This window comes from Aeromonas sp. JL9, assembly GCF_024436075.1.
In the GTDB taxonomy this organism is placed as follows: Bacteria; Pseudomonadota; Gammaproteobacteria; order Enterobacterales; family Aeromonadaceae; genus Aeromonas; species Aeromonas veronii.
In genome coordinates, this window is sequence record NZ_JANFNV010000002.1 from 156738 (window position 1) to 180688 (window position 23951).

General features: G+C 59.1%; 23 protein-coding genes. 11 read left to right on the forward strand and 12 right to left on the reverse strand.

Annotation, left to right across the window (positions count from 1 at the left end; genetic code table 11):
• Positions 1–9: 9 nt before the first annotated feature.
• The 3 genes from NOM06_RS02715 (at position 10) to NOM06_RS02725 (ending at position 2285) form a co-directional block, all read left to right on the forward strand.
• Positions 10–1305, forward strand: coding sequence for a sulfurtransferase (locus tag NOM06_RS02715; protein WP_058057126.1), 1296 nt, complete (start codon positions 10–12; stop codon positions 1303–1305).
• Positions 1306–1506: 201 nt separating this feature from the next.
• Positions 1507–1716, forward strand: a complete 210-nt coding sequence (locus NOM06_RS02720) for a YgdI/YgdR family lipoprotein (protein ID WP_005335219.1) — start codon at positions 1507–1509, stop codon at positions 1714–1716.
• Between the two features lie 167 nt (positions 1717–1883).
• Positions 1884–2285 carry a DUF2541 family protein gene (locus NOM06_RS02725; protein ID WP_005335217.1) on the forward strand — a complete coding sequence of 134 codons (402 nt, stop codon included), beginning with the start codon at positions 1884–1886 and terminating at the stop codon, positions 2283–2285.
• 83 nt (positions 2286–2368) lie between these two features.
• Here NOM06_RS02725 and mog read toward each other — a convergent pair whose 3' ends face one another.
• Positions 2369–2899: a molybdopterin adenylyltransferase gene (mog, locus tag NOM06_RS02730; protein ID WP_255909810.1), complete on the reverse strand. Its 531-nt coding sequence runs from the start codon at positions 2897–2899 to the stop codon at positions 2369–2371.
• A 393-nt stretch (positions 2900–3292) separates the two neighbouring features.
• Here mog and NOM06_RS02735 point away from each other — a divergent pair, with 393 nt between their 5' ends.
• The 4 genes from NOM06_RS02735 to folA all read left to right on the forward strand — a co-directional run bounded on the left by NOM06_RS02735 (position 3293) and on the right by folA (position 5641).
• The gene (locus NOM06_RS02735; RefSeq protein ID WP_005348142.1) at positions 3293–3628 is read left to right on the forward strand and encodes a DUF3135 domain-containing protein; all 336 of its coding nucleotides are present in this window, start codon (positions 3293–3295) and stop codon (positions 3626–3628) included.
• Positions 3629–3863: 235 nt separating this feature from the next.
• Positions 3864–4661, forward strand: coding sequence for a threonine/serine exporter family protein (locus NOM06_RS02740; protein ID WP_005348133.1), 798 nt, complete (start codon positions 3864–3866; stop codon positions 4659–4661).
• Positions 4658–5125, forward strand: a complete 468-nt coding sequence (locus NOM06_RS02745) for a threonine/serine exporter family protein (RefSeq protein ID WP_026035076.1) — start codon at positions 4658–4660, stop codon at positions 5123–5125. The genes NOM06_RS02740 and NOM06_RS02745 overlap by 4 nt, the downstream gene beginning before the upstream one ends.
• Positions 5126–5149: 24 nt before the next feature.
• A complete protein-coding gene (gene folA, locus NOM06_RS02750) occupies positions 5150–5641 on the forward strand; it encodes a type 3 dihydrofolate reductase (RefSeq protein WP_255909812.1) in 492 nt (163 codons plus the stop codon).
• 78 nt (positions 5642–5719) lie between these two features.
• Here the strand turns inward: folA and NOM06_RS02755 are convergent, their stop codons facing one another.
• The 5 genes from NOM06_RS02755 to prfB form a co-directional block, all read right to left on the reverse strand.
• Positions 5720–6514 (reverse strand): phosphoadenylyl-sulfate reductase, encoded by a 795-nt coding sequence (locus NOM06_RS02755; protein WP_005335204.1) that lies wholly within the window; start codon positions 6512–6514, stop codon positions 5720–5722.
• The gene (gene cysI, locus NOM06_RS02760; protein ID WP_255909814.1) at positions 6504–8228 is read right to left on the reverse strand and encodes an assimilatory sulfite reductase (NADPH) hemoprotein subunit; all 1725 of its coding nucleotides are present in this window, start codon (positions 8226–8228) and stop codon (positions 6504–6506) included. The genes NOM06_RS02755 and cysI overlap by 11 nt, the downstream gene beginning before the upstream one ends.
• A complete protein-coding gene (locus NOM06_RS02765; RefSeq protein WP_255909816.1) occupies positions 8228–10018 on the reverse strand; it encodes an assimilatory sulfite reductase (NADPH) flavoprotein subunit in 1791 nt (596 codons plus the stop codon). Before NOM06_RS02765 ends, cysI begins: the two co-directional genes overlap by 1 nt.
• A 199-nt stretch (positions 10019–10217) precedes the next feature.
• Complete coding sequence (gene lysS, locus NOM06_RS02770) at positions 10218–11753, reverse strand: lysine--tRNA ligase (RefSeq protein ID WP_255909818.1); 1536 nt, start codon at positions 11751–11753, stop codon at positions 10218–10220.
• Positions 11754–11769: 16 nt separating this feature from the next.
• Positions 11770–12868 (reverse strand): peptide chain release factor 2 gene (gene prfB / locus NOM06_RS02775; protein ID WP_100645262.1). Its coding sequence is split into 2 segments (ribosomal slippage): positions 11770–12792 and positions 12794–12868, totalling 1098 coding nucleotides; the frame shifts between segments, so codons are not numbered across the junction.
• A gap of 256 nt (positions 12869–13124) precedes the next feature.
• Here prfB and NOM06_RS02780 point away from each other — a divergent pair.
• Positions 13125–14996: a methyl-accepting chemotaxis protein gene (locus NOM06_RS02780; RefSeq protein ID WP_139460595.1), complete on the forward strand. Its 1872-nt coding sequence runs from the start codon at positions 13125–13127 to the stop codon at positions 14994–14996.
• A 240-nt stretch (positions 14997–15236) separates the two neighbouring features.
• Here the strand turns inward: NOM06_RS02780 and gltS are convergent, their stop codons facing one another.
• Positions 15237–16436, reverse strand: a complete 1200-nt coding sequence (gltS, locus tag NOM06_RS02785) for a sodium/glutamate symporter (RefSeq protein WP_110302620.1) — start codon at positions 16434–16436, stop codon at positions 15237–15239.
• Positions 16437–16882: 446 nt separating this feature from the next.
• Between gltS and ansA the strand changes: the two genes are divergently transcribed.
• Complete coding sequence (gene ansA, locus NOM06_RS02790; RefSeq protein WP_005354141.1) at positions 16883–17890, forward strand: asparaginase; 1008 nt, start codon at positions 16883–16885, stop codon at positions 17888–17890.
• A gap of 263 nt (positions 17891–18153) precedes the next feature.
• On the opposite strand, the gene NOM06_RS02795 is transcribed toward ansA, so the two are convergent.
• Both NOM06_RS02795 and NOM06_RS02800 read right to left on the reverse strand, forming a co-directional pair.
• Complete coding sequence (locus NOM06_RS02795) at positions 18154–18447, reverse strand: YeaC family protein (protein ID WP_005335194.1); 294 nt, start codon at positions 18445–18447, stop codon at positions 18154–18156.
• An 87-nt stretch (positions 18448–18534) separates the two neighbouring features.
• Positions 18535–19968, reverse strand: a complete 1434-nt coding sequence (locus tag NOM06_RS02800) for a glyceraldehyde-3-phosphate dehydrogenase (protein WP_255909820.1) — start codon at positions 19966–19968, stop codon at positions 18535–18537.
• A 211-nt stretch (positions 19969–20179) separates the two neighbouring features.
• Here NOM06_RS02800 and NOM06_RS02805 point away from each other — a divergent pair, with 211 nt between their 5' ends.
• Together NOM06_RS02805 and NOM06_RS02810 are read left to right on the forward strand one after the other, a co-directional pair.
• Positions 20180–20980, forward strand: coding sequence for a DUF2989 domain-containing protein (locus tag NOM06_RS02805; RefSeq protein ID WP_005335192.1), 801 nt, complete (start codon positions 20180–20182; stop codon positions 20978–20980).
• 7 nt (positions 20981–20987) lie between these two features.
• The gene (locus NOM06_RS02810; RefSeq protein ID WP_069554127.1) at positions 20988–21551 is read left to right on the forward strand and encodes an NUDIX domain-containing protein; all 564 of its coding nucleotides are present in this window, start codon (positions 20988–20990) and stop codon (positions 21549–21551) included.
• Between the two features lie 105 nt (positions 21552–21656).
• On the opposite strand, the gene lipA is transcribed toward NOM06_RS02810, so the two are convergent.
• From lipA to ybeD, 3 genes are all read right to left on the reverse strand, one after another.
• A complete protein-coding gene (gene lipA, locus NOM06_RS02815) occupies positions 21657–22622 on the reverse strand; it encodes a lipoyl synthase (RefSeq protein ID WP_005335190.1) in 966 nt (321 codons plus the stop codon).
• A gap of 85 nt (positions 22623–22707) precedes the next feature.
• Entirely contained in the window at positions 22708–23385 is a 678-nt protein-coding gene (lipB, locus tag NOM06_RS02820) for a lipoyl(octanoyl) transferase LipB (protein WP_255909822.1), read from the reverse strand.
• 62 nt (positions 23386–23447) lie between these two features.
• On the reverse strand, positions 23448–23711 hold the full coding sequence (gene ybeD, locus NOM06_RS02825; RefSeq protein ID WP_005335178.1) for a DUF493 family protein YbeD: 264 nt from the start codon (positions 23709–23711) through the stop codon (positions 23448–23450).
• Positions 23712–23951: the final 240 nt, after the last annotated feature.

Sequence of the window (23951 nt, forward strand, 5' to 3'; positions counted from 1 at the left end):
GAAATCACCATGAAACGACATCTTCGCTTCCTGCAGGCCGCGCTGGCGACCTTACTGCTCTGGTGTGCCCTGCCCGCCGTGGCAGGGGAGTTGCCACCGCTCTCGCTGGCCGATGCCAAGGCCAAACAGGCTGTCATCCTGGATACCCGCGCCAGCTACTTCTATCAGGGGTGGCCGATGGAAGGGGAGAAGCAGGGCGGCCATGTGGCGGGTGCCGAGAACCTCTCAGCCGAGTGGAAATACAGCGATGAAGAGTGGCCAAAAGCGCTCGAGATCAAGGGGCTGAAGGCCGATCGTCCGGTTGCCCTCTACGGTGCGTCCCGCGAAGTGGCCGAGGTGGCCCGTCTGCTGCGCAAGCAGGGGATCAAGCAGCTGTTCGAGCTGCAAGGGTGGCAAGCCGCACCGCGCGAGTCGCTGGCACGCTGGCAGCAGCTGGTCTATCCGCGCTGGTTGGCGGATCTGCAAGAGGGCAAGCCAGTTGCCGCGGCGCCCAAGGGGGACTGGAAGCTGTTTGAAGTGGATTGGGGTTCACCCAAGGCCTACCTCATCAGCCACATCCCGGGGGCCGGTTATATCGATACCAACAGCCTCGAAGAGGAGCCGCTGTGGAACAAGGTCTCTGACGAAGCGCTCAAGAAGCTGCTGCTGGATAACGGCATCCGTCACGACACCACAGTGATCCTTTACGGTCGCAACACCATGGCGGCCGCCCGTGCCGCGCACCTGATGATGTATGCGGGGGTGGAAGATGTACGCCTGCTGGACGGTGGTCTGGATGCCTGGTTTATCCAGCACCTGCGCACCGAAACCGGTCTGCCCAACAAATATGAGCCGGTGAAGGAGTTTGGCGTGGCCATTCCCGCTCACCCCGAGTACTACACCACGTTAAGTCAGGCAAAAGAGCTGCTCAAGAAGCCCGATAGCGCACTGGTCAGCGTGCGTACCTGGGACGAGTTTGTCGGCAACACCTCAGGTTACAGCTACATCAAGCCGAAGGGCGATATTCCGGGGGCCAAGTGGGGTCACGGCGGGGTGGATGCCAACAGCATGAGCGATTTCCACAACCCGGACGGCACCATGAAGCCGGCCCGCGAGATCCTCGCCATGTGGGAGCAGTGGAATATCGAGCCAACTCAGCAGGCTGCGTTCTACTGCGGTACCGGCTGGCGCGCCTCCGAGGCCTTCTTCTACGCGTGGCTGATGGACTGGAAACAGATCAGCGTCTACGACGGCGGTTGGTACGAGTGGAGTTCCGATCCCAAGAACCCGACCGTGACCGGTGAGCGTCAGCCTGCCAAGTCATGATTGCGCTCTTGCGCTGAAAAGAAGAGGCCGGACAGATGTCCGGCCTTTTTCATTGCGCTCGCCACCCGGCCAGATAACTAGGCTAAGTCGCTGATTATTGACGGCGATCCCGCTTTGCTCATCCCGTCATCCCGTGCCGTGCGATTGAACTAGGCTTCAAGAAACATCCTCGTGGTGAGGATGATCGCAGAAGAGGCCGCAATGAAAAAACTGATGATGATCCTAGTGTGTGCCCTGGGGCTGGTGGCATGCAGCTCCCAATACATCATGAGCACCAAGGATGGCAAGATGATCACCACAGAGAGCAAACCCAAGCTGGACGAGAGCACCGGCATGTATCGCTATTACGATCATGAAGGGCGTGAGGTGATGATCAAGAAAGATGACGTGACCCAAATCATGGAGCGCTAAGCGCTCTCTTGCCGCAAGGGCCGCTATCTGCGGCTCTTCTCTTTTTGCCGAAAAGTCGCGCTGTTTTCTCTGTTGATCCCCGCACATTCGCAGCAAATTCAGCTTTGATACAGCTTCCGTTATGGTTTAACCCTTATCATCACACTCCATTTTTTATTGGAGGTGTTATGTCCTTGATGTCTATCTGGAATTCCCGTTTTTCTGCACGCAGCTTGCTGGGTGGTGCCTTGCTGGTGGTGGCGTCAGCCAGCCATGCCGGTGACGATCAGTTCACGCTGGGACGGACTATTTTGCTGGGAGCCGGTGATCATGGTGCGACAATTCCTTTGGTGGTTTGCCGTCAGACCAAATATATCAAGGTGAAGGCAGAGCGTGATTTGACCCTGGATCGGGTGGTGGTGACCTATGGTGGTGATCGTACCAAGACCATTCGTTTCGATCGGGAAATGAGCAGTGATAAAGAGACCGAGTGGAAATCACTGGGCTCGCGCCGTTGTGTGAAAAAAATCGAAGTGTACGGTAATTCAGAGCGCAGCAAAGCGGGCGTAAAAGTATTCGGCCGCAAATAATTGATGTGGTTTTTCTGCGCAGACAGATGAGTTAAAAATAATGGCGAGCCGTGGCTCGCCATTATTTTTTATGGTCGGGTTCGCTATTTTTTCGGCCGAAACGGCTTGATGACAATTTCATCGCACTCGAGATACGGCCCTTCCATCAAATCGATACAGTAGGGGATGGCGGGGAAGACTGCATCCAGACATTCGCGGATTGATTTGGGCTTGCCCGGCAGATTGACGATCAGGGTATCGTCGCGCAGCCCGGCAGTCTGGCGCGACAGAATGGCGGTTGGCACAAATTTGAGGGATTCGGCCCGCATCAGCTCGCCAAAGCCCGGCATCATGCGATCACATACCGCCTCGGTCGCTTCCGGCGTGACATCCCGCTTGGCCGGACCGGTGCCGCCTGTGGTGACGATGAGACAACACTGCTCCTCATCCGCCAGCCGGATCAGGGTCGCTTCAATCAGCTCCTGCTCATCGGGGATCACCTGATAGACAGGTTCCCACTCCGAGGTCAGATAGGCGTTCAGGGTGTCGATGATGGCCTTGCCGGAGAGGTCTTCATAGATGCCCGCGCTGGCGCGATCGCTGACGGTGACGATACCGATTTTTGCCTTGCTCATGGTCTGCTCTTGAATGTCCGATAAAAGTGGCAATTAAAATAACATAATCAGTGAGATATGTTAAACCGTCAGGAGATGACGCGGGTCGGTGAGGGAAGAATAAAGTGTCGAATGAAGCAAAATAAGGCCACCCGGATTTTTATTTGCAATAAAAAACAGAAAATCACAACCTAAAATGTATAAGTGTTTTATCTCGCCTGAATTAAAAACAATCGCTTGTTTCCAAACACAATTAAAATAGATAGACATCCTCGTAGTGACCATTGTCCGGTTTAGTCGCCAGTGGATGGATTGAACCCTTTTTAGCCGCGTCGTATATACAGATTTATATGGCTGGGACGTGATGGTGTGGTACCGCAGTGTGTTGCCAGCAATAGTCGCCAAGGAGGGCATATGGAGTTGCCTGATTTTGACACCCTGAAGGAGTTGGCTGCGAGTGAGCCCTCTCGGCTGGATGCGATTCTGGAGCAGCAGATCGACCAGTTGATGGCCCGAGCGAGCCCCGATCAGCAGCGCCGTCTGCGCGGGTTGCAGTTCAAGATTGATGGTCAGCGCCGTCTGGCGAAAAACAATCTTGATAGCTGTATCCGGATTACCAACATGATGCGGGAATCTTTTTATTTGATGCGCAGCGAAATGAGCCAGTTCAGGGAAGAGGGGGACCCTCCACCTGAAAGCGATGGCAGTGGTAAAATAATCCGTCTGGCGGACTATCGACGTCGCAAATAATCTGAAATAACCCCCTTGGTTGATATTTCAGCCAAATCGGTGAGGCCATAATAAAGGGAATTGCTGGCGACCTGATTGTTATGGTTTTTAATGTTAGTCGTAATGTATTTGTGATGTAACCTCTTTTATCCTTCTTGTAATAACTAATTAGTCAGGTTGTGATAGGGGTGGATGAATAACAGTAAAAGTTAGGCTAATATGGCCGAAATTTTTATTGCTACGACTCGAAGGGATTATGAGAAGTATCACACCAAGACGGGTGTTGTCGCGGGAGCAACAGACAGAGATCACCCGCATTATCGTCAAGGTGGGTCAGATGTTGGCCCAGTTCGGGGCGGAGAGCCGGATCATTGAGCAGACCACGGTGCGGTTGGGGATGGCGCTGGGGCTGGAGAGTGTCGAGATGGCCATCTCTTCCAGTGCCATCGTGCTCACCAGCCTCTATCAGGGGGGCTGTGTTACCACTACTCGGCGGGTGCGCGAACATGGCATCAACATGCAGGTGGTGTGCGAGATCCAGCGGATCTGCATCATGGCGGAGAAAGAGCTGATCGGTGCCCGTGAAGTGCGCCAGCGGCTCGAAGCCATCGTCCCCTTTCACTATCACCCTTGGCTGGTGGTCCCCATGGTGGGGCTCTCCTGTGGTGCCTTTAGCCTGCTGTTTGGCGGTGACTGGCCCATCTTCCTGGTGACCTGCTTCTCATCTGCCGTGGCGATGCGGGTGCGCCAGCTGATGGCTCGCCATCACCACAGCCCGCTCATCAATTTTGCCGCCACCGGCTTTATTGCCACCCTGCTCTCCTCCAGCGCCACCTTCTTCAACTGGGGTGACCAGCCCTATCTCGCCATGGCGGCCAGCGTGCTGCTGCTGGTGCCGGGCTTTCCGCTGATCAATGCGGTCTCCGATATGGTGAAGGGCTACTTCAACATGGGGCTGGCCCGCTGGGGGACTGCGACCCTGCTGACCATCAGCGCCGCCATAGGTATCATTTTGGCCATGTCGGTCACCGGTATCTGGGGGTGGAAAGTATGATGGATTTGCTCTGGCTACTGGCCAAGGATGCCTTCTGGTCCTCCATTCCGGCGGTGGGGTTTGCCATGCTGTTCAACGTGCCGCCACGGATGCTGAAGTATTGCGCCATGGGCGGCGCGCTGGCCCACAGCTTGCGTACCCTGCTGATCCACTACGGCATGCCCATCGAGTGGGCGACGCTGGCGGCGGCTACCACGGTCGGCTTTGTCTGCGTCTACTGGTCGCGCCGTCTGCTGGCGCCGCGTCCGGTGTTCAGCGTTGCCTCCATTATTCCGATGATCCCGGGCAGCTATGCGTTCAAGACTATGATTGCGGTAGTGGAGCTCAACATCAATGGCGTGACCATGGAGTTAATCCAGAGTGCGGTGGAGAACGGCCTCAAGGCGCTCTTTATCGTCGGTGCCCTCAGTTTCGGTTTGGCTATTCCGTCTCTGGTCGTGTATCGTAACCGCCCCATTATATGAATGGTGAAGTGAGATACTGATACCGTGAAGATTTCTATGATTGCTGCCCTCGCGAAAAAGCAGGTGATCGGCAAGAATAACCTGATGCCTTGGCATATGCCTGCTGACTTGGCCCACTTCAAGCGTGTCACCCTCGGTAAACCGGTATTGATGGGGCGCAAGACCTTCGAATCCATCGGTCGACCGCTGCCCGGACGGCGCAATCTGGTGATCAGCCGCAATCCCGACTATCAGGCCGAGGGCATTGAGGTGGTAGGCTCCGTCGAGGCGGCGCTGGCGCTGTTGGCAGGCAGCTCGGTGGAGGAGTTGATGGTGATCGGTGGTGGTCATCTCTATGCCGAGATGTTGCCGAGCGCGGATTGTCTCTACCTGACCCGCATCGATCTGGTGGTGGAGGGGGATACCCGCTTCCCTGCTTTTGACGATGGTCAGTGGCAACGCGTTGATTGCGAGAGCCACCCTGCCGATGAGAAGAACCCGCACCCCTATAGCTTCGAGACCTGGCTGCGCCGCTGACGGGCGAATGCTAATGGGCAAATAACAACAAGGGCATCTTCGGATGCCCTTGTTGTTCTGTTGGATTTCAAGGCGGGATTAGATGCCTGAGCCGTCGTTCTCGCCATTTTCCTCGTGCAAACCGCACTCGCGCTTGAGGCCGAAGAAGCGGGTCTGCTCCTCGCTCATACCCGGTTCCCACTTGGCGGTGGTGTGGACATCGCCCACCGACAGGTAGCCCTGCTCCCACAGCGGATGGTAGGGGAGGTCGAACTCCTTGAAGTAGTAGAAGACGTCCTTGTTGCTCCAGTCGATCACCGGCAGGAACTTGAAGCGGCCGCGCTGGATGCCCAGCACCGGCAGCTTGCCACGGCTGCCGGACTGCTCCCGGCGCAGGCCGGAGAACCAGGTCTGGGCCCCCAGCTCACGCAGGGCGCGGTCCATCGGCTCTACCTTGTTGAGCTGGTTGTAGCGGGTGATCCCCTCCACCCCCTGCTCCCACAGGAGACCGAAGCGCGCCTCCTGCCAGGCAGGGCTGAGCTCGGCCCGATAGATCTTCAGGTTGAGCGCGAGGCGCTCGGTCAGCTCGTCGATGAAACGGTAGGTCTCCGGGAACAGATAACCGGTATCGGTAAGCACCACGGGCACGTCGGCCCGTTCGCGACTTACCAGATGGAGCATCAGCGCCGCCTGAATACCGAAACTGGAGGAAAGCACATGCTCCCCCGGCAGATTGGCCAGGGCCCAGCGCACCCGCTCGGGGGCACTCATGGTATCCAGCTCCCGGTTGAGGGGCGCGAGTGCCTCGACTTGCTCCTCACGGCCGAGGGCCAGCAGTGCCTGCAGGTCAAGGCGGCCATCTTCAGTGACATTAAGCGGCAGATTAAGCGGCATAGAAGTCCCTCGCAGAGTCGATAACGGGGGCAATTACCCCAACCCGGATCACGAAGTCGCCGAAGCACTCACCCTGATTGCGCTCGGTGGCCCAGCGGCCGATCAGCGCGTCCAGTTCGGCCAGGATCTGCGGCTCGGTGATGTTCTCGAGGTGCAGGCGCGGAATGCGGGTGCCCTCCAGGTTGCCCCCCAGATGGAGGTTGTAGCGCCCCGGCGCCTTGCCCACCAGACCCACTTCCGCCAGCATGGCGCGGCCGCAGCCGTTGGGGCAACCGGTGACCCGGAAGATGATGGCGTCATCCGCCAGCCCATGTTTGGTGAGCAAGCCCTCGATGTCGGTGACAAACGCCGGCAGCATGCGCTCGGCCTCGGCCATCGCCAGCGGGCAGGTGGGCAGGGCCACGCAGGCCATGGACTGCTTGCGCTGCTCGCTCACGCCGTCATCCAGCAGGCCGTATTGGCGCGCCAGCCCTTCGATGCGGGCTTTCTCGCTGGCAGGTACCCCGGCGATGATCAGGTTCTGGTTGGCGGTCAGGCGAAAATCCCCCTGATGCACCTTGGCGATCTCCAGCATGCCGGTTTTGAGCGGCTTGCCAGGGAAGTCCAGCAGGCGGCCATTCTCGATAAACAGAGTGAGGTGGTGCTTGCCGTCGATCCCCTCGACCCAACCGAAGCGATCGCCACGGCTGGTGAACTCATAGGGGCGAACCGGCCCGAACTGGATGCCGGCGCGGCTCTCCACCTCGGCCTTGAAGGCTTCGACGCCAACCCGTTCAAGGGTGTACTTGGTCTTGGCGTTCTTGCGGTTTACCCGGTTGCCCCAGTCGCGCTGGGTGCTGACCACGGCGGCTGCCACCTCCAGCACGTGGGAGAGCGGAATAAAGCCAAAATCGCTCGCCTTGCGCGGATAGGTGCTGGTGTCGCCGTGGGTCATGGCGAGCCCGCCGCCCACCAGCACGTTGAAGCCCACCAGCTTGCCGTTCTCGGCAATCGCCACGAAGTTGAGATCGTTGGCGTGGATATCCACGTCGTTGTGGGGTGGGATCACCACTGTGGTCTTGAATTTGCGCGGCAGATAGTTGGAACCCAGGATCGGCTCCTCGTCCTGCCCCAGTTTTTCACCGTCCAGCCAGATCTCCACGTAGGCGCGGGTCTTGGGCAGCAGGTGCTCGGAGATCTTCTTGGCCCACTCGTAGGCCTCCTGATGCAGCTCGGACTCCACCGGGTTGCTGGTGCAGAGCACGTTGCGGTTCACATCGCCGGCGGTGGCGATGGAGTCGATGCCGGTGCTGTTGAGGGTCTGGTGCATCAGCTTGATGTCGCGCTTCAATACCCCGTGGAACTGGAAGGTCTGACGGGTGGTCAGGCGGATGCTGCCGTAGAGGCTGTGCTCTTCGGCGAACTTGTCGATGATCTGCCACTGGGCCGGGGTGATGATCCCACCCGGTAGGCGGGCACGCAGCATGACGTTGTGCAGCGGCTCCAGCTTCTGGGCGGCGCGCTCCGGGCGGATGTCGCGGTCATCCTGCTGGTACATGCCGTGAAAGCGGATCAGCTGGAAGTTGTCGCCGTTGAAGCCGCCGGTGAGTGGATCCTGCAGATCTTGCTCAATGGTGCCGCGCAGGAAGTTGCTCTCGCGCTTGAGGCGTTCGTTGTCGGCCAGCGGCCCTTCGACCGGTCCCGCTTTTGGGTGAGAAAGAGGTTGTTTGCTCATCAATAGACATCCCTTTGATAACGTTTGGCACGACGCAATTCGCTCAAATACTCTTCTGCTTCCTCACGGCTCTTGTGACCGTGTTTGGCAATTACATCCAGCAGGGCCTCCTGTACATCCTTGGCCATCTTGTTGGCGTCGCCACACACATAGAAGTGAGCGCCTGCTTCCAGCCACTGGTAGAGCTCCTGGCCCGCTTCACGCAGACGGTCCTGAACATAGATCTTGTTGGCCTGATCCCGGCTGAAGGCTAGCGAGATCTTCGACAGCAGCCCAGATTTCACATAACGCTGCCACTCCACCTGATAGAGGAAATCCTGGGTAAAGTGGGGGTTGCCGAAGAAGAGCCAGTTCTTGCCCTCGGCCCCCTGCGCTTCCCGTTCCTGCATAAAGGCGCGGAACGGGGCGATGCCGGTGCCCGGGCCCACCATGATGACGGGGGTATCTGGGTTGGCAGGCAGGCGGAAGTTGTCGTTGTGCTCCACGAATGCCCGCACCTCGCCATCCTCAATCAGCCGATCCGCCAGATAGGAGGAGGCGGCGCCAGAGCGCACAGTGCCATCTTCCTGCGGGTAACGCACCACGCCGACGGTCAGGTGTACCTCCTCTTCCACTTCGCTTTGGGCGGAGGCGATGGAGTAGAGGCGCGGGGTGAGCGGGCGCAGCAGGTCAAGCAGCTGTTCGGCTGTGAGGGCGGTCGGGAAGCGTTTCAGTACATCCACTACCTGGGCAGAGGCCACCAGCGCGTTGACCTGGGCCTTGTCGCCAGCCAGATCTTTCAGCGCCGCGTTGTCCGATATATCAGCGAGCCCTGTGATAAAGCCGCCGTGCAGCCGGGTCAGTTCGAAGTGACCGGTCAGGGCAGCGCGCAAGGTGCCGTGAGCCGTGGCTTCATCGCCAGAGAGGCCGGTCAGGGCCAGCACTTCATTAACCAGTTCTGAATCGTTGTCGAACCAGACACCGAGGGCATCCCCCGGCTGATAGGTGATGCCGGAGTCGGCCAGATTGATCTCGATATGGCGGATATCCTTGGTGGAATCCCGGCCGGTGATCTTCTGATTGACCGACAGGCGGGCAGGGAAGGGATTCTCCTTGCTGTACTGGCTGTGGCCAACCGCCTGCTGTACCGCGCTGGCTACGCTGCTGCCAGCAGGGCTGGCAGAGAGGGTGGCGGCGATGGCGTTGAGTGCCTGCTCGCCCCAACTCTTGGCCGCATCCTGATAATCCACATCGAGGCTGGCGAGTTCATAAATGCGCTCGGCCCCAGCTTTGGCGAGGAAGTCGTCAAAATCTTTGCCGGTCTGGCAGAAAAATTCGTAGGAGCTGTCACCCAGCCCCAGTACCGCGAACTTGAGCCCGTCCAGCTTGCCAATCTTGCCTTTTTTAAGCTGCTCGAACAGATCGACGGCGCTCTCCGGCGGTTCACCCTCCCCGTAAGTGCTCACTACCACCAGCAGGTGGCTCTCTTTCTTGAGCTGCTTGGGTTTGTAGTCGGCCATCGATGCTAGGGTGACGGGGAGGCCGCGGGCCTCTGCCTGCGCCTTGATGGCAGTGGCGACCCCTTTGGCGTTGCCTGTCTGGGAGCCGTAGAGAATGGTCAGGCTGCCGCTGGGCGCAGCCACGGCGGCGCTGGCAGCAACGTTCTGGTGACCGCTCTGGGAGAGGCCGTAGAGATATCCGCTCACCCAGGCCAGTTGCTGGGTATTGAGGGTCGAGAGTACCTGACCCAGCTGACGTTGTTGCTCGTCAGAGAGGGGGGAGAGGTTGAATGGGGAATCCTTCAATTGCATCACACGCGTCTTCCATGGTCTGATTTTTGGCCAGATTAAAGGGCGTGTTGGATAACAACAAAGAATAAAAATATCTTCTTTATTCCATTATTGAATTTATAAAGTGATTTAGCGGTAAGGAAGATAGAAAAACGCCCCGCAGTCGCGGGACGTTTTTATTGGCTATCACGCTCGGGGTGGATCCCGGCGGGCATGAACCTTACTTCTGCGGACGCAAGGCCGGGAACAGAATGACGTCACGGATAGTGTGGCTGTTGGTGAACAGCATCACCAGACGATCGATACCGATACCCTGACCGGCAGTCGGCGGCAGGCCGTGTTCCAGCGCGGTGACGAAGTCGGCGTCGTAGAACATGGCTTCGTCGTCGCCAGCTTCTTTCTGATCAACCTGATCCTGGAAGCGCTTGGCCTGGTCTTCTGCATCGTTCAGCTCGGAGAAGCCGTTGGCCAGCTCGCGGCCACCGATGAAGAATTCGAAGCGGTCAGTCACGTCCGGGTTCACGTCGTTGCGGCGAGCCAGCGGAGAAACGGCTGCCGGGTACTCGGTAATGAAGGTCGGTTGCAGCAGCATGTGCTCCACGGTCTCTTCGAAGATCGCGGTGATCACGTGGCCCAGCTCCCAACCCTTCATCAGCTCGATTTGCAGACGCTTGGCAACGGCCTTGGCGCTCTCGAGGGTAGCCAAATCGTCCAGAGTTACATCCGGGTTGAACTTCAGGATGGACTCGACCATGGTGAGGCGCTGGAACGGCTGACCGAAATCGATGGTCAGGCCCTCTTCGCCCTCTTTGGCGTAACGGATCTTGGTGTCGCCCAGAATGTCCTGTGCCAGGGTACGCAGCAGCTCTTCGGTCAGGTCCATCAGATCGATGTAGTCGGCGTAGGCCATGTAGAACTCGATCATGGTGAACTCGGGGTTGTGACGAACCGAGATACCTTCGTTACGGAAGTTGCGGTTGATCTCGTAGACACGCTCGAAACCACCGACCACCAGACGCTTCAGATAGAGCTCCGGAGCGATACGCAGGTACATATCGATGTCCAGCGCATTGTGGTGAGTGACGAACGGACGCGCGGAGGCACCACCCGGGATGACTTGCATCATCGGGGTTTCCACTTCCATGAAGCGCTTTTCATTGAAGAATTTACGGATACCGGCAACCACCTGGGTGCGGATCATGAAGGTCTTGCGGGACTCTTCGTTGGCGATCAGATCCAGGTAGCGCTGGCGGCAGCGAGCTTCCTGGTCGGTCAGGCCTTTGTGCTTCTCGGGCAGCGGACGCAGCGCCTTGGTCAGCAGGCGGATATCGGAAACGTGAACGGAGAGCTCACCGGTCTGGGTCTTGAACAGGGTACCTTCGACACCCACGATGTCGCCCAGATCCCACTTCTTGAACTGCTCGTTGTAGAAACCTTCCGGCAGGTCGTCACGGGTAACGTAGACCTGGATCTTGCCGGCCATGTCCTGCAGGGTGGCGAAAGAAGCCTTGCCCATGATCCGGCGGGTCATGATGCGACCGGCAATCTTCACCCGTTTACCCAGGCTCGTCAGCTCCTCGGCGCTTTTGTCGTCGAACTCTGCGTGCAGATCGCCAGAGAGGCTGTCGCGACGGAAGTCGTTGGGGAAAGGATTACCCTGGGCGCGCAGGGCGGCCAGCTTGGAACGACGCTCGGTCATCTCGTTGTTGAGTTCGAGAGTTTGGTCGACTTCCGGAGTGATGGTTTGTTCAGACATGGTGATTCCTGCTTGTTTACAGACCTGATTTCAGGCTGGCTTCGATAAACTTGTCCAAGTCACCGTCGAGCACCGATTGGGTATTACGGGTTTCGACGCCGGTGCGCAGATCCTTGATACGGGAGTCATCCAGCACATAGGAACGGATCTGGCTGCCCCAACCGATATCAGACTTGGTCTCTTCCAGGGCTTGTTTCTCAGCGTTCTGCTTCTGAATTTCCAGCTCGTAGAGCTTGGCTTTCAGCTGCTTCATACACTGGTCTTTGTTTTTGTGCTGGGAACGGTCGTTCTGGCACTGTACCACGACACCGGTCGGAACGTGGGTAATACGCACCGCGGATTCGGTTCGGTTAACGTGCTGACCACCGGCACCGGAGGCACGGTAGACGTCGATCCGCAGATCCGCCGGGTTGATCTCGATATCGATATCGTCGTCGATCTCGGGGTAGACGAACACAGAACAGAAGGAGGTGTGACGACGGCCACCGGAATCGAACGGGGACTTGCGAACCAGACGGTGTACGCCGGTTTCGGTACGCAGCCAGCCGAACGCATATTCGCCGGTGAACTTGATGGTGGCGGATTTGATACCAGCCACGTCGCCTTCGGAGCATTCAATCAGCTCGGGCTTGTAGCCGTGGGCATCGCCCCAGCGCAGGTACATGCGCAGTACCATGTTGGCCCAATCCTGTGCTTCGGTACCACCGGAGCCGGACTGGATGTCGATATAGCAGTCGGAGCCGTCGTGCTGACCGGAGAACATGCGGCGGAATTCGAGATCCACCAGCTTGGCTTCCAGCTGTTCGGATTCGGCTATGGCTTCGTTGAAGGTCTCTTCGTCTTCCCCTTCCACGGCCAGGCTCACCAGCATCTCGACGTCATCCACGCCCTGGGTCAGGGTGTCGATGGTGCCGACCACGTTTTCCAGCGCAACGCGCTCTTTGCCCAGCGCTTGTGCGCGCTCGGGTTCATTCCATACGTCCGGCTGTTCCAGCTCGGCGTTGACCTCTTCTAGACGCTCTTTCTTGGCGTCATAGTCAAAGGTACCCCCTAAGAAGCTCGGTCCGCTCAGACAGCTCCTTAAGTTTATTTAATACGGGATTAACTTCGAACATCGTGAAAACTCTCAGGGTCGATGTGATTTAAAAACGGGATATTCTAGCCAATTGTGGAAGGAATAAACAGGGTTGCCTTGGCTTGTGCGGCTCATGCCGTCAATTTCTGGTGCACTTTTCTCCACCTCGGTAGAAAATATCGCCCGCAGACCCATTTTCAGGTTCAGTTTTGGCCATTCGGGTCGCTAATGACTACGTGTAGTGTTGTGCAATTTAGGGAAAAACCCGCTCCTCACCTCAATAAGAAGAACACATGATGAAAAACCTGTCACTCAAGCAGAAGATACTGTTGTCAGTGGTGATCGCCCTTTCGTTGGTGATTTTGTTGCTCTCCTGGCAGAGCTATAGCAGCCAGAAGTCCCTGTTGCTGCAAGGCAGCCAGGAGCAGTTGCAACGGCTGGGTACCCAGCAGGCCGAGCGTGTCAGCGACTGGCTCGCCGCCCGTCGCGACGTGATCCAGGCGCTCGGCAACAAGGCCGGTGCCGAACCCCTCAATGCCTTGCAACAGGCACAAGTTTCCGGCCGTTTCCAGCTCACCTATTTCGGTGAGAGCAGCGGCAAGATGAATGACTCCGATCCCTCCATCAACCGCGATGGCTACGACCCGCGCTCTCGTGGCTGGTATCAGGAGGCGATGAGCAAAGGTGGTCTGATTGTCACCAAACCCTATCTCGATGTGGCTTACAACATCATGGTGGTGACCCTGGCCCAGCCGGTTTCTGGCGGGGTAGTCGGTGGTGACCTCTCCATCGCCTCGCTGGTGGAAGACGTGACCAAGATGCAGCTGCCTGCCGACGGTTTCGCCATCATGATGCACAAGGATGGCACCATCATCGCCTACAAGGATGCCGCCAAGGCGATGAAACCGGCCAGCGAGATCGACAATGATCTGACCAACGCGCTGATCGAGCAGAGCAAGTCGAGCAAGGAGCTGGTGCCAGCTTATTTTGACAATGAAGGTCGCGACAAGCTGCTGTGGGCGGCTGATATCCCCGACACGGATTGGGAACTGGTGCTGGTGCTTGACAAGGCCGCGCTGGAAGCGCCGCTCTCCTCCCTGCTGATGACCCAGCTGGGGATGGCGCTGCTGGTGCTGGTGGGTAGCATCCTCGCTATCTCCTGGCTGGTCAGCATGCTGCTTGGCCCGCTCACCAAGGTATCCCAGGCACTGGCCCGCATTGCCGATGGTAACGGCGATCTGACCCAGCGCATCAAGATCGACGCCAACGACGAAGTGGGCCAACTGGCCAACAGCTTCAACCGTTTCGTCGGCAGCCAGCATCAGCTGATCGGCAATATCCGTCAGCTGGCCAACGAGTTGAACGCCGATGCCGAGCGCAGTCTGGTGACCAACCAGGCCGCGGTGGACGAGTTGCAGCGTCAGCAGCAGGAGGTGACCATGGTCGCCACGGCGGTTACCGAGATGGCGAGCGCCACCATGGAGATCGCCGGCAACGCCGAGAATACCGCCGCCGCTGCCCAGCAATCTGCCCAGAGCAGTGAGCAGGGCAAGATGCTGGTCAACAAGACCCGCCAGTCCATCAATGGTCTGGCTGAAGAGGTAGGGCAGGCGACCGAGGTGATCGGGGAGCTGAGCCGCCATGCGCAGGCCATCACCAGCATTCTCTCCACCATTCAGGGGATTGCCGAGCAGACCAACCTGCTGGCGCTGAACGCAGCCATAGAAGCGGCTCGCGCCGGTGAGCAGGGGCGTGGTTTTGCGGTGGTGGCGGACGAGGTGCGGGTGCTGTCGCGCCGTACTCAGGACTCCACCCAGCAGATCCAGTCCACCATCGAGACACTGCAACAGACCACTGCCCGCGCGGTGAGCCTGATGCAGACCAGTCAGGGGCTGGCGGACAACAGCGTGCAGGATGCGGATCAGGCGGTGCGCGCGCTGGAAGAGATCACCAGCGCCATCTCCCTCATCTCCGACATGGCGGGTCAGATCGCCACTGCCGCCGAGGAGCAGACCCAGGTGACCGGCGAGATCACCCAGAACACAACCGCCATCAAGGATGTGAGTGACGAGATCACTGCATCTGCCATGCGCGATCTGGATCAGGCCCACAGCCTCAAAGGGCGTGCTGCTGACCTTAACCAGCAGGTGTCGACCTTTATCCTGTAAGGTGCAACTCACGGCCTGTTCCGGCTGAGATAAACAAGCCCCGCACTCTGTCGAGTGCGGGGCTTTTTGTTGTTCGGGGGAGTGCGGGATGTGGGGATTCCGGGTTTTCTGAGTTGCTCGCGGGCCACCTTGGTGGCGGATACGAGCCCCGGCTCTGCCTGCGTCAGCTGGCGAGTAGAGAACAAACAAAGAGCCCACCGAAAGGTGGGCTCTGATCATATACGTCTGACGGAAAGGGAATTACAGGAATGGCATCGCCATAAACAGCTTGATCACCATGGCGTTGATGATGTCGATAAAGAAGGCCCCCACCATGGGCACTACCAGAAACGCCAGGTGGGAGGGACCGAAGCGCTGGGTGATGGCCTGCATGTTGGCAATCGCGGTCGGGGTGGCCCCCAAGCCAAAGCCGCAGTGACCTGCCGCCAGTACGGCCGCATCGTAATTTTTGCCCATCACCCGGAAGGTGACGAAGATGGCGTAGAGCGCCATCGCCACGGTCTGGGCGGCCAGCAGGATGAAGATGGGCAGCGCCAGGCTGGCCAGATCCCACAATTTCAGGCTCATCAGTGCCATGGCGAGGAACAGCGACAGGCTGACGTTACCCAGCAGGGAGACTTCTCGATCGCTCACCTCATGCCAGTTCAGCAGGGTCAGGACGTTGCGCAGCAGCACGCCGACAAACAGCACGCAGACAAAGATCGGCAGCTCGAAGGCACCCCCTTTGAGCGAGGCGGAGAGCAGCTCGCCGCCCTTGAGGCTGATGGCGATCAGCGCCAGCGTTTCGATAACGCTGAAAGTGGTGAGGGGGCGCTCCATATCCGGCATTTCGAAGCCCTGGGGGGCCTCATCCTGATTGTGCTCCTCACCGGGCACCTGCACTTTCTTCACCAGATAGCGAGCCACCGGGCCACCGATCAGGCCGCCCAGCACCAGACCGAAGGTGGCACAGGCGATGGCGAGTTCGGCGGCGGATTGCACGCCATACTTCTCGGAGAAGGTGGCACTCCAGGCCGCCCCGGTGCCGTGGCCGCCGGAGAGAGTGATGGAGCCTGCCAGCAGCCCCATGTGGGGATCCAGACCGAGCAGGGTCGCCAGACCGACGCCCAGACTGTTTTGTACCAGCAGCAGGCCGGTGACCACCATCAGGAAGGTAACCACCGCCTTGCCGCCGCGTTTCAGGCTGGCGAGATCGGCGGAGAGACCGATGGAGGCGAAGAAGGCCAGCATCAGCGGGGTTTGCAGGCTGGTATCAAATTGCAGCTCTATCTGCAGGGTGGAGCGCAGCAGCAGCAGTACCAGCGCGACCACCAGGCCGCCGGCTACCGGTTTGGGGATGTTGAAGGTACGCAGCAGCCCGACTCGGGTAACCAACACCCGGCCAAGCAGCAATACCAGAGTGGCAGCGACCAGCGTTGCGTAGGAATCAAGTTGTAACATTCAGTACTCCCATGTTGATTGGCTGTGTCTTTCATAGCAAAAGACTTACAGATTCAGCCGGGATGAAAACAGTGTGGCTTATGTGCCAGCAAAGAAGGGGAAACATCTCCCCGCCCCAGGAAAGATGGGGCTTGTGCGGGCCTGAAATGCTCAGGCATCCAGATGAGATTTTAGTAAAATCCGGCGGATTGTAGCAAAAAGCATCGTTTAATTCCATCTTTGTCGTATTAATGCTCGTTTTAGTGGTTTATTGTGACATTTAACACTATGTGGGTAGAGGGCAGAAAAGCCGAAAAGGGGGCATGGAACGGCTGTCATTTGGGGCGCCAGTCTCTATAATTCGCCGGTTTCCGCTGCACACAGAGGCGCTGGCGGGCGTTGACATTGTGGTTCACCCCGACATGGTTCATGCTCCGGCGGTGTTCACTTCATCAAGAGGAGAGGGTGTGAAGAAGTCTATCTACATTGCCTACACAGGCGGCACCATTGGGATGCAGCGTTCCGATCACGGCTACGTGCCGATGGCTGGCTTTATGGAAGACTGTCTGGCGCGGATGCCCGAGTTCCACCGCCCCGAGATGCCGGATTACCATATCCACGAATATGCCCCTCTCATCGACTCCTCCGACATGACCCCGGCGGATTGGCAGCGCATCGCCGAGGATATTCGCGACAACTACGACAAGTACGACGGTTTTGTCATTTTGCACGGTACCGACACCATGTCGTTCACCGCCTCGGCGCTCTCCTTCATGCTGGAAGATCTGCACAAGCCGGTCATCATCACCGGCTCCCAGATCCCGCTGGCCGAGCTGCGCTCCGACGGTCAGCAGAACCTGCTCAACGCCCTCTACATCGCGGCCAACTACCCGATCCACGAGGTGACGCTGTTCTTCAACAACCAGCTCTATCGCGGCAACCGTAGCAAGAAGGTGCACGCCGATGGCTTCCACGCCTTCGACTCCCCCAACTATCCGCCGCTGCTCAATGCCGGGATCGCCATCTCGCTGGAAGCGGGCGAGTTGGGCGTGCCGTCCGAGCGGCCGCTGGTGCTGCACGACATTACCCCCCAGCCCATCGGCGTGGTAACCCTCTATCCGGGTATCTCCAGCGAGGTGATCGCCAATATCCTGCAACAGCCGGTGAAGGCGCTGATCCTGCTCTCGTTCGGGGTGGGCAATGCACCGCAAAACCCGGCCATGCTGGCGCTGCTCTCCGAGGCTTCGGCCCGCGGCGTCATCATCGTCAACCTGAGCCAGTGCCTGCACGGCAAGGTCAATATGGGGGGCTATGCCACCGGCAACGCCCTGTCGCGGGCCGGGGTGATCTCGGGCTTTGACATGACCGCCGAAGCGGCGCTCACCAAGCTCCACTTCCTGCTGAGTCAGGACTTGCCATCCCACCGCATTCGCGAGTTGATGCAGCAGTCGCTGCGCGGGGAGCTGACTCCCTAAGCGATGCGGCCCTCACCCTAACCCTCTCCCGGCGGGAGAGGGGATAGAGCGAGGTGCTGTTGGCCACGAGGCTTGCCATGAAGAGCGTTGATAGGTGGCCCGTTCACTGTTCGCAGGTGCGAGCCTGCTCCCTTCTCCCCCTAGCGGGAGAAGGGTTGGGGATGAGGGGGATGAGTCACCCGGCATCGATAGGAAAAAAAGAGGGGAGCCATCATGGCTCCCCTCTCTGTTGTGGCCGCCGCAAGCAGCCTGCCGGGTCAGGTTCAATGGTTAAGATCGACCCGCACTATCTCTTCCTCGTCGCGATACTGACGCTTGAGCTCGCTCTTGCTCTTCATCACGATCTCGCCGTCGCGACCGATGTTCATGTGCTCGGGGTTGTCGAGATGCATCGCCTGCCAGGCCATCACGGCTTGCAGGGAGGTGGCCTTCTGCTCGTCGGTGAGGGGCTTGCCATCGGGCCACTTGCCAAGCTCGACTGCGGTCTTGAGCCGCTCGTACACCTCTTCGGGCATCTGCCTGATTGCTTGTAAAAACTCACCCTGTTGAAACGACATCCGGCCTCTCCTTGAACTATTGAGCCATAAACTTCGGGGTCGGCCCGGCAGATCCTGGCGGGCTGTGCAGGTAGACCCTATCGGGGTCTATGCAGGTAGATCCTGGCGGACTACGCCAGCCATCTGCTCCATCACCCGCACTACCTGACAACTGTACCCGAACTCGTTGTCATACCATACGTAGAGCACACAATGATCCCCTTCGGCGATGGTCGCCTGGGAGTCGACGATGCCCGCATAACGGGAACCTACCATGTCGGAGGAGACCAGCTCGGTACTAGCGCTGAAGTCGATCTGGCGGTGCAGGGCCGAGCTTAACGCCATCTGTTGCAGATAGGCGTTGAGGCTCTCCCGATCGGTGGCCTGTTCCAGCGACAGATTGATGATGGCCAACGAGACGTTGGGGGTCGGTACCCGGATGGCGTTGCCGGTCAGCTTGCCCTTGAGTTCGGGCAGTGCCTTGGCCACCGCCTTGGCGGCACCTGTGCTGGTCATCACCATGTTGAGGGCCGCGCTGCGGCCGCGGCGCTCGCCTTTGTGATAGTTGTCGATGAGGTTCTGATCGTTGGTGTAGGAGTGGACCGTCTCCACGTGGCCATGGCGGATGCCGAACCGCTCCTGCATCACCTTGAGCACCGGAGTGATGGCGTTGGTGGTGCAGGAGGCGGCGGAGATGATCCTGTCATCCGGGCCTATCACCTCATGGTTGACCCCGAACACCACGTTCTTCATCTCCCCCTTGCCGGGAGCAGTCAGCAGCACCTTGCCGGCACCGCGCGCTTTCAGGTGCTCGGAGAGGCCAGCCTCGTCACGCCAGGCGCCGGTGTTGTCGACGATCAGCGCATCGTGAATGCCGTAGGCGGTGTAGTCGATGTCGGCCGGGCTATTGGCGTAGATCACCTGAATGAAGGTGCCGTTGGCGATGATGGCGCTGCGCTCCACATCCACCTCGATGGAGCCGTTGAAGGGGCCGTGCACCGAGTCGCGGCGCAGCAGGCTGGCGCGTTTCTCCAGATCCCCGTCGCGACCACCGCGTACCACGATGGCGCGCAGGCGCAGCGGATTGGCTGCGCCGGTACGCTCGATCAGCAGGCGGGCCAGCAGGCGACCGATACGGCCAAAGCCGTAGAGCACCACGTCGGTCGGCTGCGGCATCTGGCTGCGGCCAAGGGCCGGTGCCAGTCGCGCTTGCAGATAGTCCTCGATCCCCGCCTCATCCTGATGATCCTGCCAGTAGCCGACTGCCAGCTTGCCAAGGTCAACCTCGGCGGCGGTGGGTTTGAGGGCAACGATGGCCTGAAGCAGGGGGAAGCTTTGCTGGATGGGGAGGGGGGCGCTCTGGTGGCGGCGGACGACCCGGTGGGCCTTGAGAATATCGATGGTGGAGGCGTTTTGCAGCGGGCGGCCGTAGAGGGTGATCTCGACCCCTTGTTGTCGGTAGAGGCGACCAATCAAGGGTTGCATGGCTTCGGCGAGCTCCTGGCTCTCCTGCCACGCTTGCAAGTAGTGCTCGTGGGTCATTGACCAGATCCTTTATTTCACGTTGTTGGTGTAAATAGAAAATTCGTCGAATGCAGATCAGTGTAGGGGTGTATATTTCGTTATATTATTCTGCAATCGCGGCCTTATATGGCGCGCGCATTGTAATGGATATGTAACCGGTTTGCTAGCCGGAGGTGGCCCGTAAAGGCGCCAGTTGTTACCAACCCGCGTTACCAACAAGATGTGAACCATGGCCAATTTCCCCCTGCGACAGACCTTCATCATGCTTTCAGTCGGCCTTGCCGTGGCTGGCTGCAATGACGATCGGATCCACAACATCTGTGGCAATCATCCCGAGCTCTGCCAGGATCTGGTGGACGATGGCTGGTGTCGCTACGAGCGTACCGATGTGATCCGCAGTCGCTTCTATCTCAAGGAGGAGGGGACGGATCGGCGCAAGTACGAGCTGATGCGTAACCTTGAGCGCTATCTCAAGTGTGCCGAGCGTTCCACCAGCATTGAGTACAAGAATGCCCGCGAGCAGAAGAGTCCACGGGTCGAGGGCATGCTGGCGGCCGGGGATCAGTTGGCCCAGCTCGATGCGGCGACCCGCAATTCACAAGATCCCTACCTGCTGCTTTGGCACTGGACCAACAACACCAACGAGCTGGCTCGCCAGCAGTTTATGGCGCTGGAAGGCACCAAGGCGCTGGATGAACCCGAGCTGCAACTGGCACTCGGTGGTATCTACGCCAAGAGTGACCCGGAAAAGGCCATTGCCACCTTGCAGCACGGCCTCTCCCTCTATCAGGAGGGAGATAAGGTCAACAGCCGCATATTCACCTCCCTCAGTACCCTCTATATGGGCCAGAAACAGTACGGGTTGGCCTATCTGTGGGGCAAGGTGAGCGAATCGTTTCAGGATAGCCCCGAGGTCTCAGCCAAGCGTTTTGGCATCTACCACACCCTGAGCAAGACAGAGCAGGATGGCTACGATGTTCGGGCTGCCGAAATTGTCGAGCAGCTCAAGCATGGCAACTACCGGCCCTGAGGCAGTGATGACGACGCTCTCCCCGGCCAGCTGCTGGCCCAATCCGTTCGATCTCTCTTTCGTTCATGGCGAGGTACGTACCGATGGCCGCACGCTTGAGCGCCTCACGGTGCGTGCCGTGGTGCCCCGTGGCGACGAGCTGCTGCTGGTGCACTCCCGGGTCAACGGCGATCTGATGTTCCCCGGGGGCGGCATTGAAGCGGGGGAGAGCCACCATGTGGCGCTCGCTCGCGAGCTGCTGGAGGAGTGCGGTGCCGAGCTGCGGGAAGTGGGGGGCCTGCTTGGCGAGACCCGTGAATATCGCGCCGCCCGCGAGCCGGGGTTTGATGCCTACTGCATCCGCTCGCTCTACTACTTGTGCCGGATTGGCGATCAGCTGGTGGCCCCGCAGCCGCAGCCCTACGAGATCCGCCTTGGCTTCGTGCCAGGCTGGTTTGCCCTCGACGAAGCGTTGCAGACCAACAAGACCCAGCTGGCGGGGCCCTGTCCCCAGTGGACGGCGCGGGAGACCCGGGTGCTGGCCCAGCTGCAACGCTGGCATCAGCAGGGGAGCTTCGACCACGGCTACTGAAGTAGATCAAGCCGCAACGGTCAGTGACACCAACAAAAAGAGCGCCAATAGGCGCTCTTTTTTATTGCGAGGGTGGCGGTTACTTGGCCACTCTGTCGTGCGAGATCATTTGACCTCTTCGCCCTTGGCTTGCAGATCAGCATGGTAGGAAGAGCGAACGAAAGGACCACAGGCGGCGTGGGTAAAGCCCAGCTCCATGGCGACATCTTTCAGCTCGTCAAACTCTGCTGGCGGCACGTAGCGTTTCACCGGCAGGTGGTGGCGGCTCGGCTGCAGATATTGACCCAGGGTCAGCATGTTGACGCCGTGAGCGCGCAGATCCTTGAGCACCTCGACGATCTCTTCGTTGGTCTCGCCAAGGCCCATCATCAGACCGGATTTGGTTGGTACATGGGGGTGCATCTCCTTGATGCGGCGCAGCAGCTCCAGCGACCACTTGTAGTCGGCGCCCGGGCGGGCGACGCGATACATGCGCGGCGCGGTTTCCAGGTTGTGGTTGAAGACATCCGGCGGGGTTTCGCGGAACACCTCCAGCGCCTGCTCCATCCGGCCACGGAAATCCGGAGTCAGGATCTCGATGCGGGTCTGCGGGCTGTGCTCGCGGATCTCGCGGATGCAGTCGGCGAAGTGCTGGGCACCGCCGTCACGCAGATCGTCGCGGTCCACTGAGGTGATCACCACATACTTGAGGTTCATCTCCTTGATGGTCAGCGCCAGCTTCTTCGGCTCTTCCGGATCGAGTGCCAGCGGGCGGCCGTGGGCAACGTCGCAGAAGGGGCAGCGACGGGTGCAGATGGCGCCCATGATCATGAAGGTGGCGGTGCCGTGGTTGAAGCACTCCGCCAGGTTGGGGCAGGAGGCCTCTTCACAGACCGAGTGCAGCTTGTTCTTGCGCAAGGTGCTCTTGATGTGTTCGATCTTCTGGCTGGAGGGGGGCAGCTTGATCCGCATCCAGTCCGGCTTGCGAAGGAGTTCTTCGTTGGGATCCGGCATGAATTTCACCGGGATCAGGGCCATCTTGTCGCCATCGCGCAGCTTGACGCCCGGCTCCATACGAACGGGTTTGCTCATGATTCACTCTCGGTGTTTGTTATTGTCTGGTTGGTAGCCATCAGGGTCTGCTCGGAGCCCTCATGGTTGCACGGCATGGGGTTGCTCATGCTGCTTCTTCGGTATTGATGATTGTTTGATAGCCAATCAGGCGGGCCAGCTCGGCCACCAGAATGGATTGCGCCTCGGCCACGCTTTGCGGGCCGCCCAGAGCGCTGGTCTGGGTCATGGCCATGCCCGCATAGCCGCACGGATTGATGTGCAGGAAGGGGGTCATGTCCATGTTGATATTGAGGGCCAGCCCGTGGAACGAGCACCCCTTGCGGATGCGCAGACCGAGCGAGGCCAGTTTGGCCTCCATGCCGAGATCATTTTTCACATAGACCCCGGGGGCATCGGCCTTGGCATAGGCCTGGATATCGCTTTTGGCGAGGGTATTGATGATGGCTGTCTCCAGCGCGGTCACCAGCTCGCGAACCGAGAATTTGCAGCGGCGGACATCCACCAGTACGTAGAGCACCAGCTGGCCCGGGCCGTGATAGGTCACCTGACCGCCGCGATCGCTCTGCACCACCGGGATATTGCCCGGATTGAGCAGGTGTTCGGCCTTGCCGGCCTGGCCCTGGGTGTAGACGGGATCGTGCTCGACCACCCAGAACTCGTCCGGGGTGTCGCTGGTGCGGTTGTCGGTGAAGGCTTTCATGGCGTCCCATACCGGCTGGTAGGGGCGGCGACCCAGCTGCCTGACAATCAGGCTGGACTGGGCGGGGATCTGGGATGACATGGCGTCCTCGCGGCGTGCTGCGGCCAAAAACAGTCGCCCCGCAGAACGGGGCGAGAGAGAAATTACAGTACGTATTTCACCAGCTCGATCTTGCCAAGGGCGTGGTACATCGCTTCGATGTGCTCCTTGCTCTGGGCTGTCACGGTCACGCGGACCGAGTGGTAGTTGCCCTTGGAGCTGGGCTGGACTGTCGGGCTGTAGGTGCCGGGGGCGTGCTGCTGCAGCACTTCAACCACCATTTCCGGCAGTGCCGGGTCGGCAACGCCGAGTACCTTGAACGGGAATTTGCAGGGAAACTCCAGCAGTTCATCAAACTTGGTATTCATTTACTCACCTTTTGCGTCATCACCGGGATGACTTCATCTTGGATGGCTAGTGGCCGATGGCCCGTGGAGGCCGCCATTTCAAGTCTATATGGGCACGGCTCATAACTATATGGGCGCGGCCCGGACCGGGATCAAGGCCAGGATCGGTCAGACAAGGATGGAAGTGCTGCTTTTTACCACAAATCAGGGTAAGGCGGAACCTGCAGTTTACAGGGTTATTCACTGCCTTTGTCCGTCACA